Origin of the sequence: Kitasatospora terrestris (genome assembly GCF_039542905.1) — a bacterium.
GTDB lineage: Bacteria > Actinomycetota > Actinomycetes > Streptomycetales > Streptomycetaceae > Kitasatospora > Kitasatospora terrestris.
In genome coordinates, this window is sequence record NZ_BAABIS010000001.1 from 8,084,121 (window position 1) to 8,102,989 (window position 18,869).

Sequence of the window (18,869 nt, forward strand, 5' to 3'; positions counted from 1 at the left end):
GGGCCGGTCGGCGTGGTGGCCGGGGACGGCCGCCCGGTGCTGGCACGATCGCGGGGACGAGAGGGTCAGGGATGTGCCACTACTGCGGGTGCCGTGAGATCCCGCTGCTCAAGGAGTTCATCGCCGAGCACGCGTCCGTCACCGACCTGGCCGGCGCCGCGGTCCGGGCGCTCGACGCCGGTGACGTGGCCGGGGCACGCCGGCTGGTCGCGCCGATGGCCGAGCAACTGCGCCGGCACTGGGCCGGCGAGGAACAGGGCCTGTTCGCGGTGATGCGTGAGAACCCCGAGTACACGGCCTACGTCGACGACCTGGTCCGCGAGCACCGCGAGCTCGCCGACTTCCTGGCCGGCCTCGACCTCGGATCGGCCGAGCAGCGGGCCGAGTTCGTCCGCTCGGCGGCCGAGCTGGAGCATCACATCGCCAAGGAGGAGGACGGCCTCTTCCCCGCCGCGCTGACCGAACTCACCGGCGAGCAGTGGAACACGGCCATGGCCGCCTGGCGGGCGAACGCCTTCGCCGGGGGCGGGCCGGTCAGCGACGCAGCGCGATGAGCCGGTAGAGCGGATCCGGGCGCGGGGTCTCCTGGTCGGGCAGGGCGGCCAGGCGGCGGCGGACCTCCGCGACCTCCTCCGGGGAGGCGTGGTTGCAGCACGGCACGTGGCCGCGGTCGATCGCCGCGCTCAGGCCGCGCGGGCTGCGCCCCTGGCCGGTGCCGGGGAAGACCGTCTCGTCGCCCGGCCTCAGCCCGAGGCCCGCCGCCCGCTCGATCAGCAGCGGGGCGTGGTCGGGCAGCCGGGAGGCGTACCGCAGGCGCAGGGGCCCGGTCAGCCGGGCGAGGTCGCTGTCCTCGGCGAAGTAGGCGTCGTCCTTGTCGACGGTGGTGACCAGCACCCCGCCGGGGTGCAGCACCCGGGCCGCCTCGGCGAGCACCGGGAGCGGATCGGGCAGGAGGTGGAGCAGCCACACGGTCACCACCGCGTCCACGCTGCCGCGGACCAGCGGCAGGCGGGTGGCGTCGGCGCGGACCAGCCCGCCCGGCAGGCGCTGGGCGGCCGCGGCGAGCATCCCGGGTGAGCGGTCGACGCCGATGACGGTCCGTCCGGGCCGCCGCAGCCGGCGGGTGACGATGCCGGTGCCGCAGGCCAGGTCGAGGACGGTGCGGGCACCGGGCGGCAGCAGGCGCTCCACCGCCGCGGCGGCGGCCTCGGCACGCGGTTCGCCACCGCGGGTGGCGTCGTAGCGCGTGGCCTCGTGGTCGTAGTCGAGCATCGGGCTCCTGACGGGACGTGGGACGGGGATCGGGCCCCTGAGGGACGTACGGCGGGGATCCGGCTTTTCACGGGTAGTGCGGCGGGATCGGGTCCCGAGGGACGCACGGCGGGTTCGGGTCCCGGGGGACGGACGGCGGGAGATCGGACCTCTGCCGGGATGCTTGGTACCCGGGCAGCGGGGACCGGCCCGGGTCGGCGGGAGGGGCGCCGGGTGTCAGGCGGCCGGCCAGCGGTTGGGGCGGGCGGGTGCGAGGTGGCCGACGGCGCAGGCGCGGACGTGGCGGCTGGGGTCCTGGCAGAGGGGGCGGACCAGGTCGAGGGCGCCCGGGGTGCCGATCCGGACGAGGGAGCGGGCCGCCTGGGCGCGGACCCGCTGGTCGGCGGAGCGGCTCGCCTCGGCCAGCCGGCGCAGCGGGTCCCGTTGGTTCTGCGGGCCGAGCCGGCCCTCCAGCCAGGCGGCCGTGATCCGCGCCTGCACGGAGGAGAAGGCGAGGGAGCTCAGGGTGGAGTCGGCCCGGTCCGGGGCGGCCCGCAGGGTCCTCAGGATCCCGCGGGTGGCCACCTGGCGGATCCTCCGGTCCGGGGTGGTGGCGACGACGTGGGCCAGCACGTCGAGCGTCTCGGGGTCGGCGCGTTCGGCGAGCGGCCGGACCAGCGCCATCCGGCTGTCGCCGGACAGCAGGGCGGTGGTGACGAGGGCGGTGGCGCGCGGGTCGTGGCAGCGGGCGAGTGCGTCCAGGGCGGTGCGGTGGGTGCCGGGCCGGCGGGCGGCCGTGAGGAAGTGCTCGACGGCGGGTTGGGGATCGAGGCGGCCGATGGTGTCGAGGAGCGGGGTCCGCAGCCAGGTCTGCCGTGCGTCGAGGCCGTCCAGCACCTCGACGAGGACGGGGACGGCCGACCGGGCCCGGAGCGCGACCAGCGCGGACAGGACGGCCGGCCGGCAGGGGCCGCCGCGTACCGCGGCCGTCAGCCCGGGTACCGCCTCGGCCATCCGCAGCCGTGCGGCGACCTGGGCGGCGTTGGTCGGATCGGCGTGCGGGTCCTCCAGGACGTCGAGGACCGCCCGGCGCAGGGCCTCGGTCCCGCCGACCGCCTCGATCGCCCGCTCGGCGCGGACCTGGCCGTGGCCGTCGCCACGGCGGCCGAGCGCCGCGGTGAGCGCCGGGAGGCAGGACGGGTGGCCGAGCCGGCCCAGCACGTCCAGGACCTCGTGGCGGGCCCGCCCGTCGACGGGCAGACCGACCAGGCGCGCCGTCAGGTCCGCGCCGGGCACGGGCTCCGGGTCGGTGGCGGCCAGGCCCAGCAGCTTCCCGGCGAAAGCGAGGTCGTGGCGCAGGACGGCGGCCCGGGCGCGCTCGTCGTCCACGCCGCGCAGGGTGTGGGTGGCGGCGCAGCGCACCGCCGCGTCGGGGTGGTCGGCGACGCGGAGCAGGACGTCGAGGTCGGCGGCGGCGAGCGAGGCGCGCAGGGCGTACTTGACGCTGCTGCGCTCCGCGTAGCCGGATCGCGGGTCGTCGGCGGTCGGCCGCAGCCGCTCCCAGGCCGCGATCAGCGGTTCGACGGCCGCCGCGGACCGGGCGTGGGGGAGCATGCCGACGGCGTACCACCAGGTCTCCGGGTCGGCGCTGTCCAGATCGCCGATCAGCTCGGCGACGGTGGCCGGGGCCGGTGCGCCGTCGCGGGCGAGATCCGTCCGGACGCGGTCGCCCGCCCGCTGCTGCGGGGTCGGCGGCACTCCGCCGGACACGGCGCGGACGCACGCGTCGATCAGGTGCGCGCGGCGCGCGGCGGCGGCCGGGAAGCGGCGGCGGCCGCCGACGTGGCGATGGGCGGCTGCGGCGGCGGAGACGACGGCCTCGGGGAAGCCGGAGGCCGCCAGCCGTTCCGGTGTCCAGCCGTCGTGGTGGATCAGCCCGTAGGCGTGGACGGCGGCGACCGTGACCGGGTCCTCGGTGCGGGCGGCGACCGCAGCGGCGACCTCGTCCAGGTGGTCGGCGAGCAGGGCCCGCCCGTCGCGCGGAAGCAGCCGGCCGTCGAGCTGCCGGTGGACGAAGGCGCGGATCCTGGAGGTTCGCATGCGGGCATTGAAACAGAGCGGCCCACGCAGCGTGGCCGGATTTTCCGGCCGCCGTGACGTAGCGTCGGAGGGCGCACTCCGGGCTCTCCCGAGCGCCGCCGTTCGTCGGTGAGCACCGCCGTGGCGTCCTGTGCGGCCGTGCTGGTGCCCTTCTGCTGCCTCGTCACCTACCTGGGCACCACGCTGACGGCCTTTCTGACCGCGTCGCCCGAGCGGGTACGGACCTGGGCGCGGCGGGAGAGCCGGGGAACGGTGCTGCAGCGGTACCTGCTGGGCGCCGCCCCGGGACCCGGGCGCTGCGGGCGGTGGTGGTGCTCGGCCCGGTCGACGGAGCACCCGCCGGGGTGGTCGCGCGGCCGGATCGTCGAGGTCTGGTCCGTGTCCTCCGGCGCCGTCGGGCGGACGTTCTACCGCTGACGGTCAGCGGAGCCGCTCGCGCACCCAGGCCGGGTCCGGATTGGTGTGGGCGCCGCCCGCCACCACGACGGTCGGCACCGTCTCGTTGCCGTCGTTGACGGCCCGGACCGCCGCCGCCCCGGCCGGGTCGCGCCAGATGTTCACCCAGTGCGCCCGCCCGGCCCGGCGGCCCAGCCGGAGGCGCAGCCGCAGGCAGTACGCGCAGCCCGGCCGCCAGTAGACGACCGGCCGGCCGTCGGCCGCGCTGCGTCGTTGCGCCTCGTCCGCGCCGATCGACCGGGGGAAGACCAGCGGCGAGGTCACGGCGGCGAGCAGGACGAACACCGCCAGGAGCACGGCGGCGTCGGCCGGCGATCCGTCGCGCAGACGTCCGGCCGTCAGGGCCGCACCGCAGAGCACCAGAAGGACTGGCAGGATCCAGACACGCGTCATGGTGTCGGAGCGTACGTGACCGCCGGTCGGCCCCGGTCGGGGAGGTCCCGCCGTGCCGGCGGGCCCACGGGCCGGGGTGGGACTCCCGCCGGTGGCGGGGCAGCGGGCGATCGGCGCTGTGGGAGCATGCCGGGCATGGGTGGGGGAGAGCGGGCGCCGTCCTTCGTGGTGCGGGAAGGGTACGCGTACTACCGGGGTCCGGTGGCGGAGGCCGGGTACCACCGGCACGCGGCGTTCCAGGTGGCGGTCGCGGAGGCGGGCGAGGTCGCGATGGCGGACGCGGCCGGGCAGTGGCTGCGGGCCCCGGCACTGGTGGTGCCGCCGATGGTGCGGCACCGGCCGGCGGCGATCGGGGCGGCCCGGATGTTCTTCGTGGACCCGCACTGCGCGTTCGCGGACCGGCTGCGGTCCCGGTGCGGGGCCGGGATCACGGCCGTGCCGGAGCTGGCGGGCCTGGCGGAGGGCGAGCTGCGGCGCCTCGGCGGCGACCGGTCGGGCGCGGTGGACGCCCGGCTGCGCGCGGCGCTCGCGGAGCTGACCGAGCGTCAGCTGCCGCTGCCGGTGCTGGCCGCCCGGGTCGGGCTGTCACCGCAGCGGCTGCGGGCGCTGGCGGGGCAGCAGCTCGGCATGCCGCTGGCCCGCTGGCGGATCTGGCAGCGGCTGGTGCGCGCGGCCCGGGCGCTCGGTGAGGGCCAGTCGCTCGCCGAGGCGGCGCTGACCGGCGGGTTCGCCGACCAGGCCCATTTCAGCCGCCAGCTGCGGGAGATGATGGGCCTGACCCCGTCGGCGGTGCTGCCACTGCTGCGGGCGTCAGCCGCGGCGGGCGGTGTACACGGAGATCGAGCCGGTGAGGGTCGGGACGAGTTCGGCCTCCCGGACGGCGGTGAATCCGGCCCCGGCGATCAGGCCGGGTAGCACGCCGTCGGCGTTGGGCTGCGTGTCGGCCCGCCCGTCGGCGTACTGGACTCCGAGGAAGGCGAGCCGCATCGCGCGGGTGCGCTGCAGCCCGTAGTCGGCGATCACCAGCCGTCCGCCGGGGCGGAGCAGGGCGAACATCTGGGCCAGGATCGCCCGCTTCACCGCGGGCGTGCACTGGTGCAGGACGAGCGAGGAGACCGCGGTGTCGGCGGTTCCGGCGCCGAGGAGTTCAACGGCCGCGTCGCCCGGGCCGACCCGCCAGTCGACGGTGCCGACGGCTGGTTCCTTGCGGCGGGCCAGGTTCAGCACCTCGGGGTCGGGGTCGAGGCCGATGATCCGGGCGCGCGGTTCGATCCGGGCGAGCAGCAGGGCGAGCGAGCCGGTGCCGCAGCCGATGTCGGTGATCGTCTCGTCGGGGCGCGGCGCGATGTGCATGGCTGCCAGAGCGCGCCAGAGGCGTTCGCGGGTGAGGGTGCGGATCACCGTGTCGTAGTGGCGGGTGTGGGCGAAGCGGCCGAGCGCGGGGGTGAAGCCGGTTGTCGTCATGCCGGAAGTCTCGGCCGGGTGCCACCGCCGCGTCTTGAACGAACCGCTCGCGCTGCCCCGGGCCGCGGGCAGCTGTCCGGATCGTCCGGTTCCTGGAGCGAAATGTTCAGACAACTTGAGGCGTTCGCCTTCCGTACAGCGAGCTGTCACGAGCGGGCCGCCGATCGGTACCCCGCAGGCGCTGTCCTTGGTGGCACCGCTCACCCACCCTCGTGACATGCAAAGGTCGATTGCATCCATGGCTGATCTGAACCGTCGTCGCTTCTTCCAACTCGCCGGTGCCACCGTCGCGTTCTCCGCGCTGTCGCAGAGCATCGCGCGGGCCGAGGCGATCGCCCCGCAGGGCGTCACTGGCACGATCCAGGACGTCGAGCACATCGTCGTGCTGATGCAGGAGAACCGGTCCTTCGACCACTACTTCGGCGCGATGAAGGGCGTCCGCGGCTTCGGCGACCCCCGCCCGGTCACGCAGCCCAGCGGCAAGCCGGTCTGGTACCAGAAGGACAGCGGCAGCAAGGAGATCCTGCCGTTCCGGCCGCAGGTCGACGACCTGGGCCTGCAGTTCATCCAGGACCTGAACCACGACTGGGCGGGCGGCCACAAGGCGTTCAACAACGGCAAGTACGACCAGTGGGTACCCGCCAAGACGGCCACCACGATGGCGTACCTGACGCGCCAGGACATCCCGTTCCACTACGCGCTGGCGGACGCCTTCACCATCTGCGACGCCTACCACTGCTCGTTCATCGGCTCGACCGACCCGAACCGCTACTACATGTGGACGGGCTGCACCGGCAACGACGGGGTCGGCGGCGGCCCGGTCCTGGGCAACCAGGAGGCCGGGTACGGCTGGACGACCTACCCCGAGCGCCTGGAGCAGGCGGGCGTCTCGTGGAAGATCTACCAGGACATCGGCGACGGCCTGAACGCGGCCGGCTCCTGGGGCTGGATCAACGACGCCTACCGCGGCAACTACGGCGACAACTCGCTGCTGTACTTCAACACCTACCGCAACGCCCAGCCCGGCAGCGCCCTGTACGAGAAGGCCCGCACCGGCACGAACGCCAAGGCGGGCGAGGGACTCTTCGACCGGCTCAAGGCCGACGTGCAGGCCGGCACGCTGCCGAAGATCTCCTGGATCGCCGCGCCCGAGGCGTTCACCGAGCACCCGAACTGGCCCGCCAACTACGGCGCCTGGTACGTGTCGCAGGTGCTGGACGCGCTGACCTCCAACCCGGACGTGTGGGCGAGGACCGCGCTGTTCATCACCTACGACGAGAACGACGGCTTCTTCGACCACGTCGTGCCGCCGTTCCCGCCGTCCTCCGCGAACCAGGGCCTGTCGACGGTCGCCACCGGCGCGGACTGGTTCGCGGGCAACGCGAGCTACGCGGCCGGTCCGTACGGGCTCGGGCAGCGGGTGCCGATGCTCGTGGTCTCGCCGTGGAGCAAGGGCGGCTTCACCTGCTCGGAGACCTTCGACCACACCTCGATCATCCGGTTCATGGAGCGCCGCTTCGGCGTCGCCGAGCCGAACATCTCGCCCTGGCGCCGCGCCATCTGCGGCGACCTGACCTCCGCCTTCGACTTCACCACCTCCGACGCGGCCGCGGCCGCGCTGCCCTCGGTGGCCGCGTACGCGCCCAAGGACCGCAATCGGCACCCCGACTACGTGCCGACCCCGCCGGCGACCGGCACCATGCCCAAGCAGGAGGCGGGCAGCAAGCCCACCCGGCCGCTGAAGTACGCTCCGTACGTGGACGGTTCGGCCAACATCAGCACCGGCAAGTACGCGCTGACCTTCAGCGCGGGCGCGGCGGCCGGCGGCCAGTTCCTGGTGACCTCGCCCAACCGCACCGACGGCCCGTGGACCTACACCACCGAAGCCGGCAAGACCATCGGCGACAGCTGGAACACCACGTACTCCAAGGGCGTCACCGACCTGACCGTGCACGGGCCGAACGGCTTCCTGCGCCGCTTCCGCAACCCCGGCAAGACCGCCGGCCCCGAGGTTGTCGCCCGCCACAACGCCGCCACCGGCAACCTCGACCTGACCTTCACCAACCCGGCCGGCGCCGACGCCGTCCTCACCGTCACCAACGCCTACGCCGGCACCCCGCAGACCGTCACCGTCCGCAAGGGCACCACCGTCAACCTGACGCTCTCACTGGCCGGTTGCCGCAACTGGTACGACGTCACCATCACCTCCAACGTCACCACCGACTTCGTCCGCCGCCTCGCCGGACACGTCGAGACCGGCGCCGCGGGCCTCTCCGACCCCGGTCTGATCACTTACTGACCCGCCGTCGCTGCCCCGGACCGCCGCCACAGGCCGTCCGGGGCGGCGACACGGTACTCGTACCTTCCCCGCCGCCACGACCTTCGAACGTAGCTGCTCGGACGGTCGACGAGTCTGGGAGAATCAGCGTCTCAGAGAGACGAGGAGGCGACGGTGGGTGACGAGGTGCGGTCGCGGATCCCGCAGCTGCGGCTGGACGAACTGCTGGCGGAGCTGCAGGCCCGGATCGACGCCGCCCGGGGCACGCGGGACCGGGTGCACAGTCTGCTGGAGGCGGTGCTGTCGGTCGGCCGCGAGCTCGACCTGCCGCAGGTGCTGCGCCGGATCGTGGAGGCGGCCGCCGTCCTGGTGGACGCCCGGTACGCCGCGCTCGGTGTGATCTCCCCGGACGGCGAGACCCTGTCGCAGTTCCTGACGGTCGGCGTCTCCGAGGAGGAGATTTCCCGGATCGGCCCCTACCCGACCGGCCGGGGCCTGCTCGGCGAGCTGATCCGTCGTCCGGAGCCGCTGCGGCTGCTCGACCTGTCGGAGCACCCGGCCTCGTACGGCTGCCCGGCGCACCACCCGGTGATGCGGACCTTCCTGGGCGTCCCGGTGCGGGTGCGCGACGAGGTGTTCGGCAACCTGTACCTGACCGACAAGCGCGGCGGCGGGGAGTTCGACGCCGACGACGAGGCGGTGATCTCGACCCTGGCGGTGGCCGCCGGGGTGGCGATCGACAACGCCCGGCTGTACGAGGAGGCGCAGCGCCGCCAGCACTGGCTGAGCGCCAGCGCGGAGATCACCCGGGCGCTGCTGTCGGGCGGCTCGCGCGGCGACGTGCTGGACCTGATCGCCCAGCGGGCCCGGGAGATCACCGGCTCGCAACTGGCGGACGTCTCGGTGCCGGTGGCCGGGACGGACACCGTCCGGGTGGAATTCGCCTCCGGCGGGGACGCGGCGGCGCGACTGGGCCTGACCGTCCCGCTGGAGGGCTCGCTCTCCGGCCGGGCGTTCACCACCGGGCAGCCGGAGACCAGCGCCGACCTGGCGGGCGACCCCGGCCTGCACGCCGGGCCGCGCCGCTTCGAGGGCCTGGGGCCCGCGGTCGCGGTGCCGCTGGGCCGGGCCGAGGGCGGCATCGGAGGTGTCCTGCTGCTGGCCCGGGAGGTGGGCGGTGCGGCCTTCACCGAGCAGGAGATCGGCCCGCTGCTGGGCTTCGCCGACCAGGCCGCGCTCGCCCTGGAGCTCGGCGAACGCCGCCGGGACGCCGAGCAACTGGCGATGCTGGAGGACCGCGACCGGATCGCCCGCGACCTGCACGACCTCGCCATCCAGCGGCTGTTCGCCACCGGGATGACGCTGCAGAGCGCCGCCCGCCTGATCGAGCACCCCGGGGCGGCCGACCGGGTGCTCCGGGCCGTCGGCGACCTGGACGAGACCATCAAGATCATCCGCTCGACCATCTTCGGCCTGCGGGTACGCGACGCCGCCTCCGCCCAGGGGCTGCGGGCCCGGGTGGTCCGGGCGGCCGAGGTCGCCCAGGCCTCGCTCGGGTTCGCCCCCCGGCTGAGCATGGAGGGCCTGCTGGACACCGACGTCCCGGTCGAGATCGCCGACCAGGTGGTGGCGGTGCTCGGCGAGGCGCTCAGCAACTCCGCCCGGCACGCCGGGGCCGCCCGGGTCGAGGTGGTGCTGCGGGCGACCGGGACGCAGGTCGTCCTGACCGTCCGGGACGACGGCGTCGGCATCCCTGCGCAGGGCCGGCGCAGCGGGCTGCGCAACCTCGCCGAGCGGGCCGAGAAACTGGGCGGCACCTTCGAGGCGGTCTCCCCGCCGGAGGGCGGAACCCGACTGGAGTGGGCGGTGCCGCTCGGCGGCTGAGTCACGGCCGCGCGGTGCGGCTCGGCCTTCCGGCCGGGGTGGTTCGGCGACGTGTGGTGCGGCTCGGCCTTCCGGCCGGGGTGGTTCGGCGACGTGTGGTGCGGCTCAGCCGGTGTGCGGTGCGGCGGAGCCGACGTGCGACGGGTCGGGCTCCGCGCGGTGCGGTTCAGCCGCCGAGCGCTGGCGGGCCCGCGCCGAGCAGGCGGCCAGTGACCAGCTCCGGGCGGATCCGGATCGCCGCCGCCGCACCGGGTTCGCCGGCTGCTGCGGCCGGGGCGGCGGCGGCCTCCGCGTGGCCGAGGACGGTGACGCTCCAGCCGCTGCCGTCCTCGCCGCTCACCTCGCCCGCCTCGAAGGCCACCAGCGCGCCGACCACCGCGCGGGCCAGCTCCGCGGCCGGGGCGGGCAGCAGCACGCCGCCGTCCCCCGCGATCCGGTACCGGACCGGCAGCACGGCGGGCAGCGCGCCCACCGTGTACACCACCCGGCCGACCGCCGCGGCGGACAGGAACCGGTAGCACTCGTTCTCGTCCAGCGACCGCGGGCCGGACAGGGTGTTCTCCGCTGTCATACCGTCGATGGTGATGCGCGAGCGGCCGGTCCGAGAGGGCCGATCGGCTCCGTTTGACCCGCCGGGCGGCCCGGGACCCCCGGGTCGGGGTCCTGTCGGGCGGTTCACGGCACGAGCCGGACCGGAGCGCGCTCCGGCGCGGCCAGCACCTCGGTGGCGATCACGGCGGCCTGCACCCGGCGTTCCACGCCGAGCTTGGCCAGCAGCCGGGAGACGTGGTTCTTGACGGTCTTCTCCGCCAGGTAGAGCCGCTCGCCGATCTGGCGGTTGGTCAGCCCCTCGCCGACCAGGGCGAGCACCTCCCGCTCGCGCTCGGTGAGCTCGGGCAGGGCGGCGGCCGGCGCGGCCGCGTCGCCGCGCAGCCGGGCCATCAGCCGGGTGGTGGCGCCGGGGTCGAGCATCGACTGGCCGGAGGCCACGGTACGGACGGCGGAGATCAGGTCGGTGCCGGTGATCTGCTTGAGCACGTACCCGGCGGCGCCCGCCATGATGGCGTCCAGCAAGGCGTCCTCGTCGTCGAACGAGGTCAGGATCAGGCACGCCAACCCGGGCATCTGCGACCGCAGTTCACGGCAGACGGTGACGCCGTCGCCGTCCGGCAGGCGCATGTCGAGGATCGCCACGTCCGGGCGCAGCGCCGGGATCCGGGCCAGGGCCTGCGCGACGCTGCCGGCCTCGCCGACCACGGTGAGCCCGGGCTCGTCGTTCAGCAGGTCGTGCACGCCCCTGCGGACCACCTCGTGGTCGTCGAGCAGGAACACCCGGACCGGGGTGTCCGCCTGGGCCGCTGCGCTCTGTGACATCAATGCTCCGGCTGGAAGGACCCGGCACCGGGTGGCAGCAGGTCGTCGGCATGTACCGAGCAGGAGTCTGCCGCAGCGGTCCCGGTCCCGGTAGGGCCGGACGGCCCTACCGGGACGAACGGACCGTCATCCGACGGTGGCGGCAGGCCGGTCGAGCGGGGCGGGCAGCCCGAGCAGCTCGGCGGCGGCCCGGCGCGGGGTCGGGAAGCCGGCGGGTCCGTACCCGACCCGCAGCAGCATCTGCGGCACGCAGCGGTCCCGGCACAGCCCGGACATCCGGGCCCGCAGGTCGGGCCACTCGAGCGCCTGGTGCAGCATCGAGGCGCGGACGCCGTGCAGGGTGAGCAGCAGCAGGGCGTGCTGGAGCGCGAGACCGGCGTGCAGCCAGGCGGCCGGCCCGTCGTACCGGGTGGTGAGCAGCAGCAGTTGCGGATCGGCCTCGAAGGCGCAGCGGTCGCGGGCCGGACCGTCCGGCGGAACGGCGAAGCCGCGCAGCGGCAGGCGCCCGGTGCTGTCCAGCGGGCCCACGGCGTACCGGGGCAGGCCCCAGTCGGCGCCCGGTCCGGTCAGGCAGGCCAGCGTCTCGGCGCGCCGGGCCGGGTCCTGGGCCAGGCGCTGCTCGGCGCGGGCGGTCAGCTCCAGCAGCCGGGTGCGGGCGAACGGTCCCGGGCGGCGCAGCTCGGCGCCGTCCAGGCGGACCGCGTCGCGCAGCTCCGAGAGGACCGGCTCGGGCACCGGCTCGGGTTCGAACGGCAGTCGGCTGGAGCGCCGGCGCCAGACGGCCCGGTGCAGGTCGGGGCGGCGCAGCAGGCCCGAGCGCGGCCGGCCCGCCAGTCGGACCGAGGCCAGCAGGCCCGGCCGGGAGGGCTCGGGCAGCAGCCGGACCACCGGCTCCCGGCCCAGCCGGACGGCGGCGGCCGCCAGGTTGCACAGCGCGGCGCCGACCGACAGGTGGACCGCGCGGGCGTCCGGGTCGCTCCGGGGCAGCAGGCGGCCGGGCGCGGCGTGCACGTGGATCGTTCGGTCGGGCGCGGAGGCCCGGAAGTACCACGGCTGGACGTTGTGGAGGGACGGTGCGGCGGCGGCCGCGGAGACGAGGGCGAGGGTCAGGTCCTCGTCGAGGGTGGTGCACGGCATGGTGCTGGGTCACTCCGTGGGCCGCCGGCAGCGCGGCGGCGGTCGAGGGTTCGGAGGTCGGGCGGTGCCGCGGGCCTGTCGGCACGGGGCCGGTCGTGACGGGGCCCATGGGGACGGGGCCTTGTGGCACGGGCCGGTCGGCTCTGGACCTGCGGGTCACGGCGGTCGGGTCACGGCGGTCGGCAAGCAGGTGGGACGCGGTTGCCGGTGGCGCAGGCCGGCGGGCGCGCGGGGCACCGGCGGGTGGGCCGGGGAGTTCCGTGGGGCGCGGGCCGTGGGGCGCGGGTCAGGGGCGGTCGGGCCCGGCCGGGTGGCTGTCGTGGCCGTCCGGGTGGTGGGCGGCCCGGCCGCTCCAGTCCGCCTCCAGACGGGCCCAGGAGAGCTGCCAGGCGCGGTCCGCCCGGCGGTCGAGGGCCCGCAGCCGCACCGAGAGGCCCGCCACGACCAGGGCCGCCAGCGCCACGGCGACCAGCAGCCCGAGCACGGTCGCCCCGGTGGCGCGGCCGACGCCCGCGCCCACCAGCGCGGCGACCACCGCCCCGAGCGCGGCCAGCAGCACCGTCCGGCTGCGGGCCCGGTCCAGCGGCCGGCTGAGCTCGTTGATCTCCTCGTCGAGGGCCCGGCGGAGATGGAGCCGGGCCCGCACGGGCGACCAGCTGCGTTCTCGACGGCGGGGACGGGCCATGGACGGGGCTCCTTCGTCGGGGGTCGGCGGTGCCCGCCACTCTTTCGCGCCCACCCGTCCGCTCCCAGGGACCGACGGGGTACCCGGCCCGGGCCGGCCGGCGGGCCCGGTAGGGACCTTCGGCCCTCGGCACCGCCCGCTCGCGGCGTCAGGCTGGCCATGACCGCTCATCACTCCCGTGCGACATGGGGCACGGGCGAGGGGCCGGCTGCCGCGTGGGGGCGGTGGCCGGGGACGCGGGGAACCGGGGACGGGTGAGGCTCTCCCCGGTTCCCGGCGTTCCGCAACCCCGGCGCGGCCGGTGGGCCGTCGCGGCGTCAGTCGTGCGGGACGACCAGGACGGGCGCGTGCGCGTGGTGCAGCACGGCGTGCCCGACCGGTCCGAGGCGCGGGCCGAGCGGGAGGTGCCGCAGGCGGCGTCCGACGACGACCACGCCGGCGTCCGAGGACTGGTCGACCAGCGCCTGGGCCCCGGTGGCGAGCTGGCTGCACTCGACCACGGCGACCTCGGGGAACTTCTCGCGCCAGCCGGCCAGCGCGTCCGACAGCAGCTCCGCCTCGATCAGGCGGAACTCCTCGGTCTCCGCCTGGGGCGCGACCCAGCCCGCGTAGCCCCACACCGGCGGCGGCGTCCACCCGTGCACCGCGCGCAGCAGGGCCCCGCGCCGGGCGGCCTCCCGGAACGCGTACTCGATCACCTCGGCGGACGGCGCGCGGGTGTCGACCCCGAGGACGACCGGCGCCCCGTCCGGGTCCGGCAGGTGCCCGGCCCCGTGGGCGCGGACCAGGGCGGTCGGGATCGGGCTGCGGGCGGTGACACCGAGCCCCACCGAGCCGACCACCAGCCCCTCGAACCCGCCGATCCCGCGCGAGCCGAGCACCAGCAGCTCCGCCTCCGGATCGGTGGCGGCGTCGACCAGGACGTCGACCACCGGCCCGCCGCCCAGCAGGTCGGCACGGACCTCCAGGCCGGGGTGGGCGGCGCGCAGCGCGTCCTGGGTGCGGGTGAGCATCCGGGTGGTCAGCGTGCGGACGTCGGCCGGCACCGAGGCCCCGGCGTGCGCGTCGTCCAACCAGGTCTCGACGTGGACCAGCCGCAGCGCCAGCCGGCGCCGCACCGCCTGGTCGGCGGCCCAGCCCGCGGCCGTGGTGCTCTCGACCGAGCCGTCGAGTCCGGCCAGTACGTACGCGCCCATGGTGAACGTCCTTCCGTTGCGGGGGAGATGGCACCCGGGCCGTCCCGGGCACCACCAGCCTCCGCCCGGCGGGGCGGCGCCGGGGAGGGCCGGGCGGGTCCCCGGGGGCGGGTCGCAAGTCCCGGCCCGCGGGCCCGAGCCGTGCCCCGACGGCCCTGGGCCGCAGGCGTCGGCGGCCCGGCGACGGGAGCCGCCCGCAGGACGCCGAAGCCCGAGGATGGCCCTGCCATGTCCGTCGCCGCCGGCCACCGCCCCGGCGCTGCCCACCGCCCCGGCGCCGGGCACCGGGCGCCGATGGCCGCGGGCTAGGCTCGTGGCGAAGTCATCGCTACCGAACCGGGGGCCGAGGAATGGGCGGGACCGTCACAGCAGTCAGCAGCAACAGCGAGTACTCGTTCACCAAACCCAACCGGGCCGGCATCGTGTTGCTCGCCGGGATCGGGGTCGAGGGAGACGTGCACGCCGGGGTCACGGTCAAGCACCGCTCGCGTGTCGCCCAGGACCCGACCCAGCCGAACCTGCGCCAGGTCCACCTCATCCACGAGGAACTCTTCGCCGAGGTCGGCGAAGCGGGATTCGAGGTGGCGCCCGGCGAACTCGGCGAGAACATCACCACCAGCGGCATCGACCTGCTCGGCCTGCCCGTCGGGACACTGCTGCACCTCGGCGACGAGGCGGTCGTGGCGGTCACCGGCCTGCGCAACCCCTGCCTGCAGATCGACAACTTCCAGGACGGCCTGCTGAAGAAGCTCGTCGGCCGCGACGAGACCGGGGCCGTCGTGCGCAAGGCCGGAATCATGGGCGTCGTCCAGTCGGGCGGCGTGGTGCGCCCCGGCGACACGATCGTCGTGGAGCTCCCGGAGGAGCCGCATCGGCCCCTCGACCGGGTCTGATCCTCCTCCGGGAGGCCGTGGGAGGCCGTCACTTCGCCTCGGGCCCGAACCGGCGCCGGTACGCCGACGGCGTGATGCCCGTCGCGCGGCGCATCAGGGCGCGCAGGTTGGCCGCGGTGCCCAGCCCGCTCAGCCGTGCGACTACCTCGAAGCGTGACTCGCCGCGCTCGATCAGCCGGCAGGCCAGGGCGAGCCGTTCCCCCGTGAGCCAGATCAGCGGGGTCGTTCCCAGCTGGGTCCGGAAGCGGCGGTGCAGTGTCGCCGGGCTGACGGCCGCCCGCGCCGCGAGGTCCGGGACCGTGAGCGGGGAGTCGAGCCGTTCCTGCGCCCAGGCGAGGACCGGTGCCAGGGACTCGTCGGGGAGATCGGGCATCGGACGTTCGACGAACTGCCGCTGCCCGCCGTCGCGGTGGGCCGCGAAGACCAGCCGTCGGCTGACGGAGTTGGCGACCTCGGCCCCGTGGTCGCGGCGGACCACGTGCAGCCCGAGGTCGAGTGCGGCCGCGCTTCCCGCGGCGGTGAGGATGTCGCCGTCGTCCACGAAGAGCACGTCCGGTTCGAGGTGGACGGTGGGGAAGCGGGAACGGAAGGAGTCCGCCCACTGCCAGTGGGCCGTGGCCCGGCGCCCGTCGAGGACACCGGCCTCGGCCAGGGTGAAGGCGCCGCTGCAGAAGCCGACCAGGCGGGCGCCGCGCGCGTGCGCCCGTCGGATCGCGTCCAGCACCGCGGGCCGGCGGGGAACCTCGACGTCGGGGCGGTTGGGGACGATCAGAGTGTCGGCCGTGTCGGCCACCTCCAGGCCGGCGACCCCGGTGAGGGTGAAGAATCCGTCGCGCATCGCGGTGGAGGGCTCGGGCGAGCAGAGCCGGAAGTCGTAGAGATCGCGGCCGATCTCGGGTCTGCGCAGGCCGAAGACCTCGGTCGCGCAGCCGAGCTCGAACGGGTTCGAGTTCTCGTCCACGATCACGACCACCCGGTGCGAGGATTCTTTCGACATGTGCAATTCCTAGCACTCACGCCGCCTGTGCGGGGCGGTCGAGGATGAGGCCATGAGCAACCGGCCGATCTCCCTCCCGCATGCCCTGACCACCTTCGACGCGCTGTGGAGTCCGCGCATCGTCACGCGCGTCAACGACTACGACGTACGGATCGCCAAGGTCGAGGGCGAACACGTCTGGCACGCCCACGACGACACCGACGAGTTCTTCCTGGTGCTCGACGGCGAACTGCACATCTCCCTGCGCGAGCCCGGGGGCGAGCGCACGGTCGTGCTGCCGCGGGGGACGGTCTTCACCGTTCCCGCAGGTACGGAGCACAGGCCGGCCGCACCGACGGGCGCGGCGATCCTCATGTTCGAGCCGACCGGGACGCCGACCGTGGGCGACCGCCACGACGAGGTCCCCGCCCACGTGGACGCGACGACCGGACACAATCTCCACGCCTGAGCAACGGCAGGCGCCGGGGGCTGGCAAGATCGGGGGAGGGGACGGCATTGCGGCGTGCGGTGCGCGCCGTCCGGCAGGAGGAAGGCAGTGGCGAGCAGCCCCTTCATCGAGTACGGCCAGCACCCGGCGGCCTGGGTGACCTCGGCGATCCCGGCCCCGCTGATGCGGGCGCTGGAGCCGCGCGGCGGGGTGCCGCACGCGGTCCGGCAGGAGATCGAGCGCCAGCTGGCCGAGGGCGTTCCGGCGAGCCAGCTGCGCGAGCGGGTCGAGCGGCGCTGGTACGAGCGGTACGCCCACGTGAACGGCGCGGAGCTGCCGATGCGGGCCGACGAGATCGCGCTCGCCCTGGTGGCGGGCTCCGAGTGCCCGCTCGGCTGCGAGGACGGCTGGCTGGTCGCCGACTCGCGGGTCTGCCCGTGGTGCCGGCCCAACGGCACCGTGGTGGACAACCACCCGGACGACCTGACCGGCGGGCGGCGCCTGCCCGGGCCCGAGCAGGTCGCCCGGGCCGAGGAGGTGCGGGCGCTGATGCGCAACTCCCGCCGCTACCGGCGTCCGCCCGGCTGACGGGCTGACCGGCTGACGGGCTGACCGGATCGTTCCGCATCGCGGCCTGATGGTGCCTTCGGCCCGGCCCCGTCCGGGGCCAGGATGGGGGCATGAAGACCGCACTCGTCGTCATCGACGTCCAGGAGTCCTTCCGGCAGCTCGAGAACTGGGCCGCCGTGTCCGAGCCGAAGATCGTGGAGAAGGTGGGCCGGCTGGTGTCCGCCGCCCGCGCCAGGGGCGACCTGGTGGTGTGGGTGCTGCACGCCGAGCCCGGCAGCGGCGACGCCTTCGACCCGGCGCTCGGCTTCGTCCGCCCGATCGAGGGGCTGGAGCCCGCGGAGGGGGAGCCGGTCGTCACCAAGAGTTCGCACAACGCCTTCACCACCACCAACCTGCAGCAGCTGTTCACGACGGAGGGCGTCGGCGAGGTGGTGGTCAGCGGCATCCGGACCGAGCAGTGCTGCGAGACCACCGCCCGGGTCGCCTCCGACCTCGGCTACCGGGTGGTGTTCGTGACCGACGCGACCGCGACCCACCCGATCCCGCACCGCGACGCCCCGGCGGGGCGCAGCCTGGCGGAGGTCCTCGCCGACCCGCGTACCCTCGGGACGGACGAGATCGTCGCGCGCACCGAGTACGCGCTGGCGGGCCGCTTCGCCCGGATCGCCACCGTCGACGAGCTGACCGCCGCCGGCTGACTGTCGCCGGCTGACCGCCGCCGCCCGACCGCAGCCGCCCCGACCACCTAGCCCCAGGAGCTGACCGGATCGTGAGCAAGGTCGTCTTCCTGCTGGTCCCGCAACTGCACCTGCTGGACCTCGCCGGACCCGCCCAGGTGTTCTCCGAGGCCGCCGACTTCGGCCTGGACTACGAGATCCACCACGTGGCGGAGCAGGCGGACGTGCCGACCGCGCAGGGCGTGCTGCTGCGGGCCGCCGTCCACTGGCCGGACCTGGGCGCGGACGACCTGCTGCTGGTGCCGGGCTGGCGCTCGCCCGGCCTGCGGGTCGGCGGCGAGCTCGGCGCCGAGGCGCTGCGCCGGCTGGCCGCGCACCACGCGGCCGGCGGCACGGTTGCCAGCGTCTGCGCCGGTGCCGCCGCGCTCGGCCGGGCGGGCCTGCTGGACGGCCGCCGCTGCACCACCCACCACGAACTGCAGGACGAGCTCGCCCGGCTCCACCCGAAGGCGCACGTGGTGCGGGACGTGCTCTACGTGGAGGACGGCCGGGTGGTCACCTCCGCCGGAATCGCCAGCGGCATCGACCTCGCCCTGCACCTGCTGGCCGCCCGCCACGGCCCGGCCGCGGCCGCCAGGGCGGCCCGGGCCATGGTGGTGTACGCCCGGCGCAACGGCGACGCCCAGCAGGCCAGCGTGATGCTGCGGCACCGGGCCCACGTCAGCGACGCGGTGCACCGGGCGCAGGACCTGATCGACGCCCGGTTCGCCGAGCAGCTGGCCCTCGCGGACCTGGCCCGTGCGGTCGGCGTGAGCGAGCGCACCCTGACCCGGCGCTTCACTGCGGCCACCGGCCTGTCGCCGCTGCGCTACCAGCAGGAGCTGCGGGTGGAGCGGGCCGAGTACCTGATCGGCCAGGGCGCGACCGCGGAGGCCGCGTCCCGGGCCGTGGGCTTCCAGGACGCCCGGATGCTGCGCCGCCTGCGGGCCAGGGCGGCCGGGCCGGGCGAGGGCTGACGGCCGATCGGCGCACCCGGCGTGCCCGGCGCACCCGCCCTGCCCTGCCCACCCGCCCTGTCGGACGGTGC

20 protein-coding genes are annotated in these 18,869 nt (G+C 75.5%); 10 read left to right on the forward strand and 10 right to left on the reverse strand.

Annotated features, from left to right (window positions below; genetic code table 11):
* The first annotated feature begins 71 nt into the window (after positions 1-71).
* Complete coding sequence (locus tag ABEB06_RS36820) at positions 72-554, forward strand: hemerythrin domain-containing protein (RefSeq protein WP_345701294.1); 483 nt, start codon at positions 72-74, stop codon at positions 552-554.
* Here ABEB06_RS36820 and ABEB06_RS36825 read toward each other — a convergent pair.
* Positions 535-1,272 carry a class I SAM-dependent methyltransferase gene (locus ABEB06_RS36825; protein WP_345701295.1) on the reverse strand — a complete coding sequence of 246 codons (738 nt, stop codon included), beginning with the start codon at positions 1,270-1,272 and terminating at the stop codon, positions 535-537. The two genes, ABEB06_RS36820 and ABEB06_RS36825, sit on opposite strands and share 20 nt — an antisense overlap.
* Positions 1,273-1,488: 216 nt before the next feature.
* Complete coding sequence (locus tag ABEB06_RS36830) at positions 1,489-3,351, reverse strand: HEAT repeat domain-containing protein (RefSeq protein WP_345701296.1); 1,863 nt, start codon at positions 3,349-3,351, stop codon at positions 1,489-1,491.
* 108 nt (positions 3,352-3,459) lie between these two features.
* On the opposite strand from ABEB06_RS36830, the gene ABEB06_RS39460 reads away from it, so the two are divergent.
* Positions 3,460-3,768: a hypothetical protein gene (locus ABEB06_RS39460; protein WP_425559740.1), complete on the forward strand. Its 309-nt coding sequence runs from the start codon at positions 3,460-3,462 to the stop codon at positions 3,766-3,768.
* Positions 3,769-3,771: 3 nt separating this feature from the next.
* Here the strand turns inward: ABEB06_RS39460 and ABEB06_RS36840 are convergent, their stop codons facing one another.
* On the reverse strand, positions 3,772-4,200 hold the full coding sequence (locus ABEB06_RS36840; protein ID WP_345701297.1) for a glutaredoxin domain-containing protein: 429 nt from the start codon (positions 4,198-4,200) through the stop codon (positions 3,772-3,774).
* Between the two features lie 135 nt (positions 4,201-4,335).
* Here ABEB06_RS36840 and ABEB06_RS36845 point away from each other — a divergent pair, with 135 nt between their 5' ends.
* Positions 4,336-5,115, forward strand: coding sequence for a helix-turn-helix domain-containing protein (locus ABEB06_RS36845; protein ID WP_345701298.1), 780 nt, complete (start codon positions 4,336-4,338; stop codon positions 5,113-5,115).
* Here ABEB06_RS36845 and ABEB06_RS36850 read toward each other — a convergent pair.
* The gene (locus ABEB06_RS36850; protein ID WP_345701299.1) at positions 5,011-5,664 is read right to left on the reverse strand and encodes a class I SAM-dependent methyltransferase; all 654 of its coding nucleotides are present in this window, start codon (positions 5,662-5,664) and stop codon (positions 5,011-5,013) included. The genes ABEB06_RS36845 and ABEB06_RS36850 overlap by 105 nt on opposite strands.
* Before the next feature lie 238 nt (positions 5,665-5,902).
* Here ABEB06_RS36850 and ABEB06_RS36855 point away from each other — a divergent pair, with 238 nt between their 5' ends.
* Positions 5,903-7,963, forward strand: a complete 2,061-nt coding sequence (locus ABEB06_RS36855; RefSeq protein WP_345701300.1) for a phosphocholine-specific phospholipase C — start codon at positions 5,903-5,905, stop codon at positions 7,961-7,963.
* A gap of 153 nt (positions 7,964-8,116) precedes the next feature.
* Entirely contained in the window at positions 8,117-9,826 is a 1,710-nt protein-coding gene (locus tag ABEB06_RS36860) for a sensor histidine kinase (protein ID WP_345701301.1), read from the forward strand.
* A gap of 166 nt (positions 9,827-9,992) precedes the next feature.
* Here the strand turns inward: ABEB06_RS36860 and ABEB06_RS36865 are convergent, their stop codons facing one another.
* From ABEB06_RS36865 to ABEB06_RS36885, 5 genes are all read right to left on the reverse strand, one after another.
* Positions 9,993-10,397 (reverse strand): pyridoxamine 5'-phosphate oxidase family protein, encoded by a 405-nt coding sequence (locus ABEB06_RS36865; RefSeq protein ID WP_345701302.1) that lies wholly within the window; start codon positions 10,395-10,397, stop codon positions 9,993-9,995.
* A 104-nt stretch (positions 10,398-10,501) separates the two neighbouring features.
* Positions 10,502-11,200: a response regulator gene (locus tag ABEB06_RS36870; RefSeq protein WP_345701303.1), complete on the reverse strand. Its 699-nt coding sequence runs from the start codon at positions 11,198-11,200 to the stop codon at positions 10,502-10,504.
* A gap of 126 nt (positions 11,201-11,326) precedes the next feature.
* Entirely contained in the window at positions 11,327-12,337 is a 1,011-nt protein-coding gene (locus ABEB06_RS36875) for an Acg family FMN-binding oxidoreductase (protein WP_345701304.1), read from the reverse strand.
* 286 nt (positions 12,338-12,623) lie between these two features.
* Entirely contained in the window at positions 12,624-13,022 is a 399-nt protein-coding gene (locus ABEB06_RS36880) for a hypothetical protein (RefSeq protein WP_345701305.1), read from the reverse strand.
* 317 nt (positions 13,023-13,339) lie between these two features.
* On the reverse strand, positions 13,340-14,218 hold the full coding sequence (locus tag ABEB06_RS36885; RefSeq protein ID WP_345701306.1) for a universal stress protein: 879 nt from the start codon (positions 14,216-14,218) through the stop codon (positions 13,340-13,342).
* 350 nt (positions 14,219-14,568) lie between these two features.
* Here ABEB06_RS36885 and ABEB06_RS36890 point away from each other — a divergent pair, with 350 nt between their 5' ends.
* Positions 14,569-15,111, forward strand: a complete 543-nt coding sequence (locus ABEB06_RS36890) for an MOSC domain-containing protein (protein WP_345701307.1) — start codon at positions 14,569-14,571, stop codon at positions 15,109-15,111.
* Positions 15,112-15,139: 28 nt separating this feature from the next.
* On the opposite strand, the gene ABEB06_RS36895 is transcribed toward ABEB06_RS36890, so the two are convergent.
* Positions 15,140-16,108, reverse strand: a complete 969-nt coding sequence (locus tag ABEB06_RS36895; RefSeq protein ID WP_345701308.1) for a GlxA family transcriptional regulator — start codon at positions 16,106-16,108, stop codon at positions 15,140-15,142.
* 52 nt (positions 16,109-16,160) lie between these two features.
* On the opposite strand from ABEB06_RS36895, the gene ABEB06_RS36900 reads away from it, so the two are divergent.
* From ABEB06_RS36900 to ABEB06_RS36915, 4 genes are all read left to right on the forward strand, one after another.
* Positions 16,161-16,556 carry a cupin domain-containing protein gene (locus ABEB06_RS36900; protein ID WP_345701309.1) on the forward strand — a complete coding sequence of 132 codons (396 nt, stop codon included), beginning with the start codon at positions 16,161-16,163 and terminating at the stop codon, positions 16,554-16,556.
* A gap of 87 nt (positions 16,557-16,643) precedes the next feature.
* Positions 16,644-17,123 (forward strand): hypothetical protein, encoded by a 480-nt coding sequence (locus tag ABEB06_RS36905; protein ID WP_345701310.1) that lies wholly within the window; start codon positions 16,644-16,646, stop codon positions 17,121-17,123.
* Between the two features lie 92 nt (positions 17,124-17,215).
* Entirely contained in the window at positions 17,216-17,803 is a 588-nt protein-coding gene (locus tag ABEB06_RS36910) for a cysteine hydrolase family protein (protein ID WP_345701311.1), read from the forward strand.
* Between the two features lie 71 nt (positions 17,804-17,874).
* On the forward strand, positions 17,875-18,798 hold the full coding sequence (locus ABEB06_RS36915; RefSeq protein ID WP_345701312.1) for a GlxA family transcriptional regulator: 924 nt from the start codon (positions 17,875-17,877) through the stop codon (positions 18,796-18,798).
* Positions 18,799-18,869: the final 71 nt, after the last annotated feature.

Bases quoted from the DNA above. Each gene is read 5' to 3' on its own strand.
- ABEB06_RS36820 (WP_345701294.1), top strand. From the start codon at position 72: ATGTGCCACTACTGCGGGTGCCGTGAGATCCCGCTGCTCAAGGAGTTC.
- ABEB06_RS36825 (WP_345701295.1), bottom strand. From the start codon at position 1,272: ATGCTCGACTACGACCACGAGGCCACGCGCTACGACGCCACCCGCGGT.
- ABEB06_RS36830 (WP_345701296.1), bottom strand. From the start codon at position 3,351: ATGCGAACCTCCAGGATCCGCGCCTTCGTCCACCGGCAGCTCGACGGC.
- ABEB06_RS36840 (WP_345701297.1), bottom strand. From the start codon at position 4,200: ATGACGCGTGTCTGGATCCTGCCAGTCCTTCTGGTGCTCTGCGGTGCG.
- ABEB06_RS36845 (WP_345701298.1), top strand. From the start codon at position 4,336: ATGGGTGGGGGAGAGCGGGCGCCGTCCTTCGTGGTGCGGGAAGGGTAC.
- ABEB06_RS36850 (WP_345701299.1), bottom strand. From the start codon at position 5,664: ATGACGACAACCGGCTTCACCCCCGCGCTCGGCCGCTTCGCCCACACC.
- ABEB06_RS36855 (WP_345701300.1), top strand. From the start codon at position 5,903: ATGGCTGATCTGAACCGTCGTCGCTTCTTCCAACTCGCCGGTGCCACC.
- ABEB06_RS36865 (WP_345701302.1), bottom strand. From the start codon at position 10,397: ATGACAGCGGAGAACACCCTGTCCGGCCCGCGGTCGCTGGACGAGAAC.
- ABEB06_RS36870 (WP_345701303.1), bottom strand. From the start codon at position 11,200: ATGTCACAGAGCGCAGCGGCCCAGGCGGACACCCCGGTCCGGGTGTTC.
- ABEB06_RS36875 (WP_345701304.1), bottom strand. From the start codon at position 12,337: ATGCCGTGCACCACCCTCGACGAGGACCTGACCCTCGCCCTCGTCTCC.
- ABEB06_RS36880 (WP_345701305.1), bottom strand. From the start codon at position 13,022: ATGGCCCGTCCCCGCCGTCGAGAACGCAGCTGGTCGCCCGTGCGGGCC.
- ABEB06_RS36885 (WP_345701306.1), bottom strand. From the start codon at position 14,218: ATGGGCGCGTACGTACTGGCCGGACTCGACGGCTCGGTCGAGAGCACC.
- ABEB06_RS36890 (WP_345701307.1), top strand. From the start codon at position 14,569: ATGGGCGGGACCGTCACAGCAGTCAGCAGCAACAGCGAGTACTCGTTC.
- ABEB06_RS36895 (WP_345701308.1), bottom strand. From the start codon at position 16,108: ATGTCGAAAGAATCCTCGCACCGGGTGGTCGTGATCGTGGACGAGAAC.
- ABEB06_RS36900 (WP_345701309.1), top strand. From the start codon at position 16,161: ATGAGCAACCGGCCGATCTCCCTCCCGCATGCCCTGACCACCTTCGAC.
- ABEB06_RS36910 (WP_345701311.1), top strand. From the start codon at position 17,216: ATGAAGACCGCACTCGTCGTCATCGACGTCCAGGAGTCCTTCCGGCAG.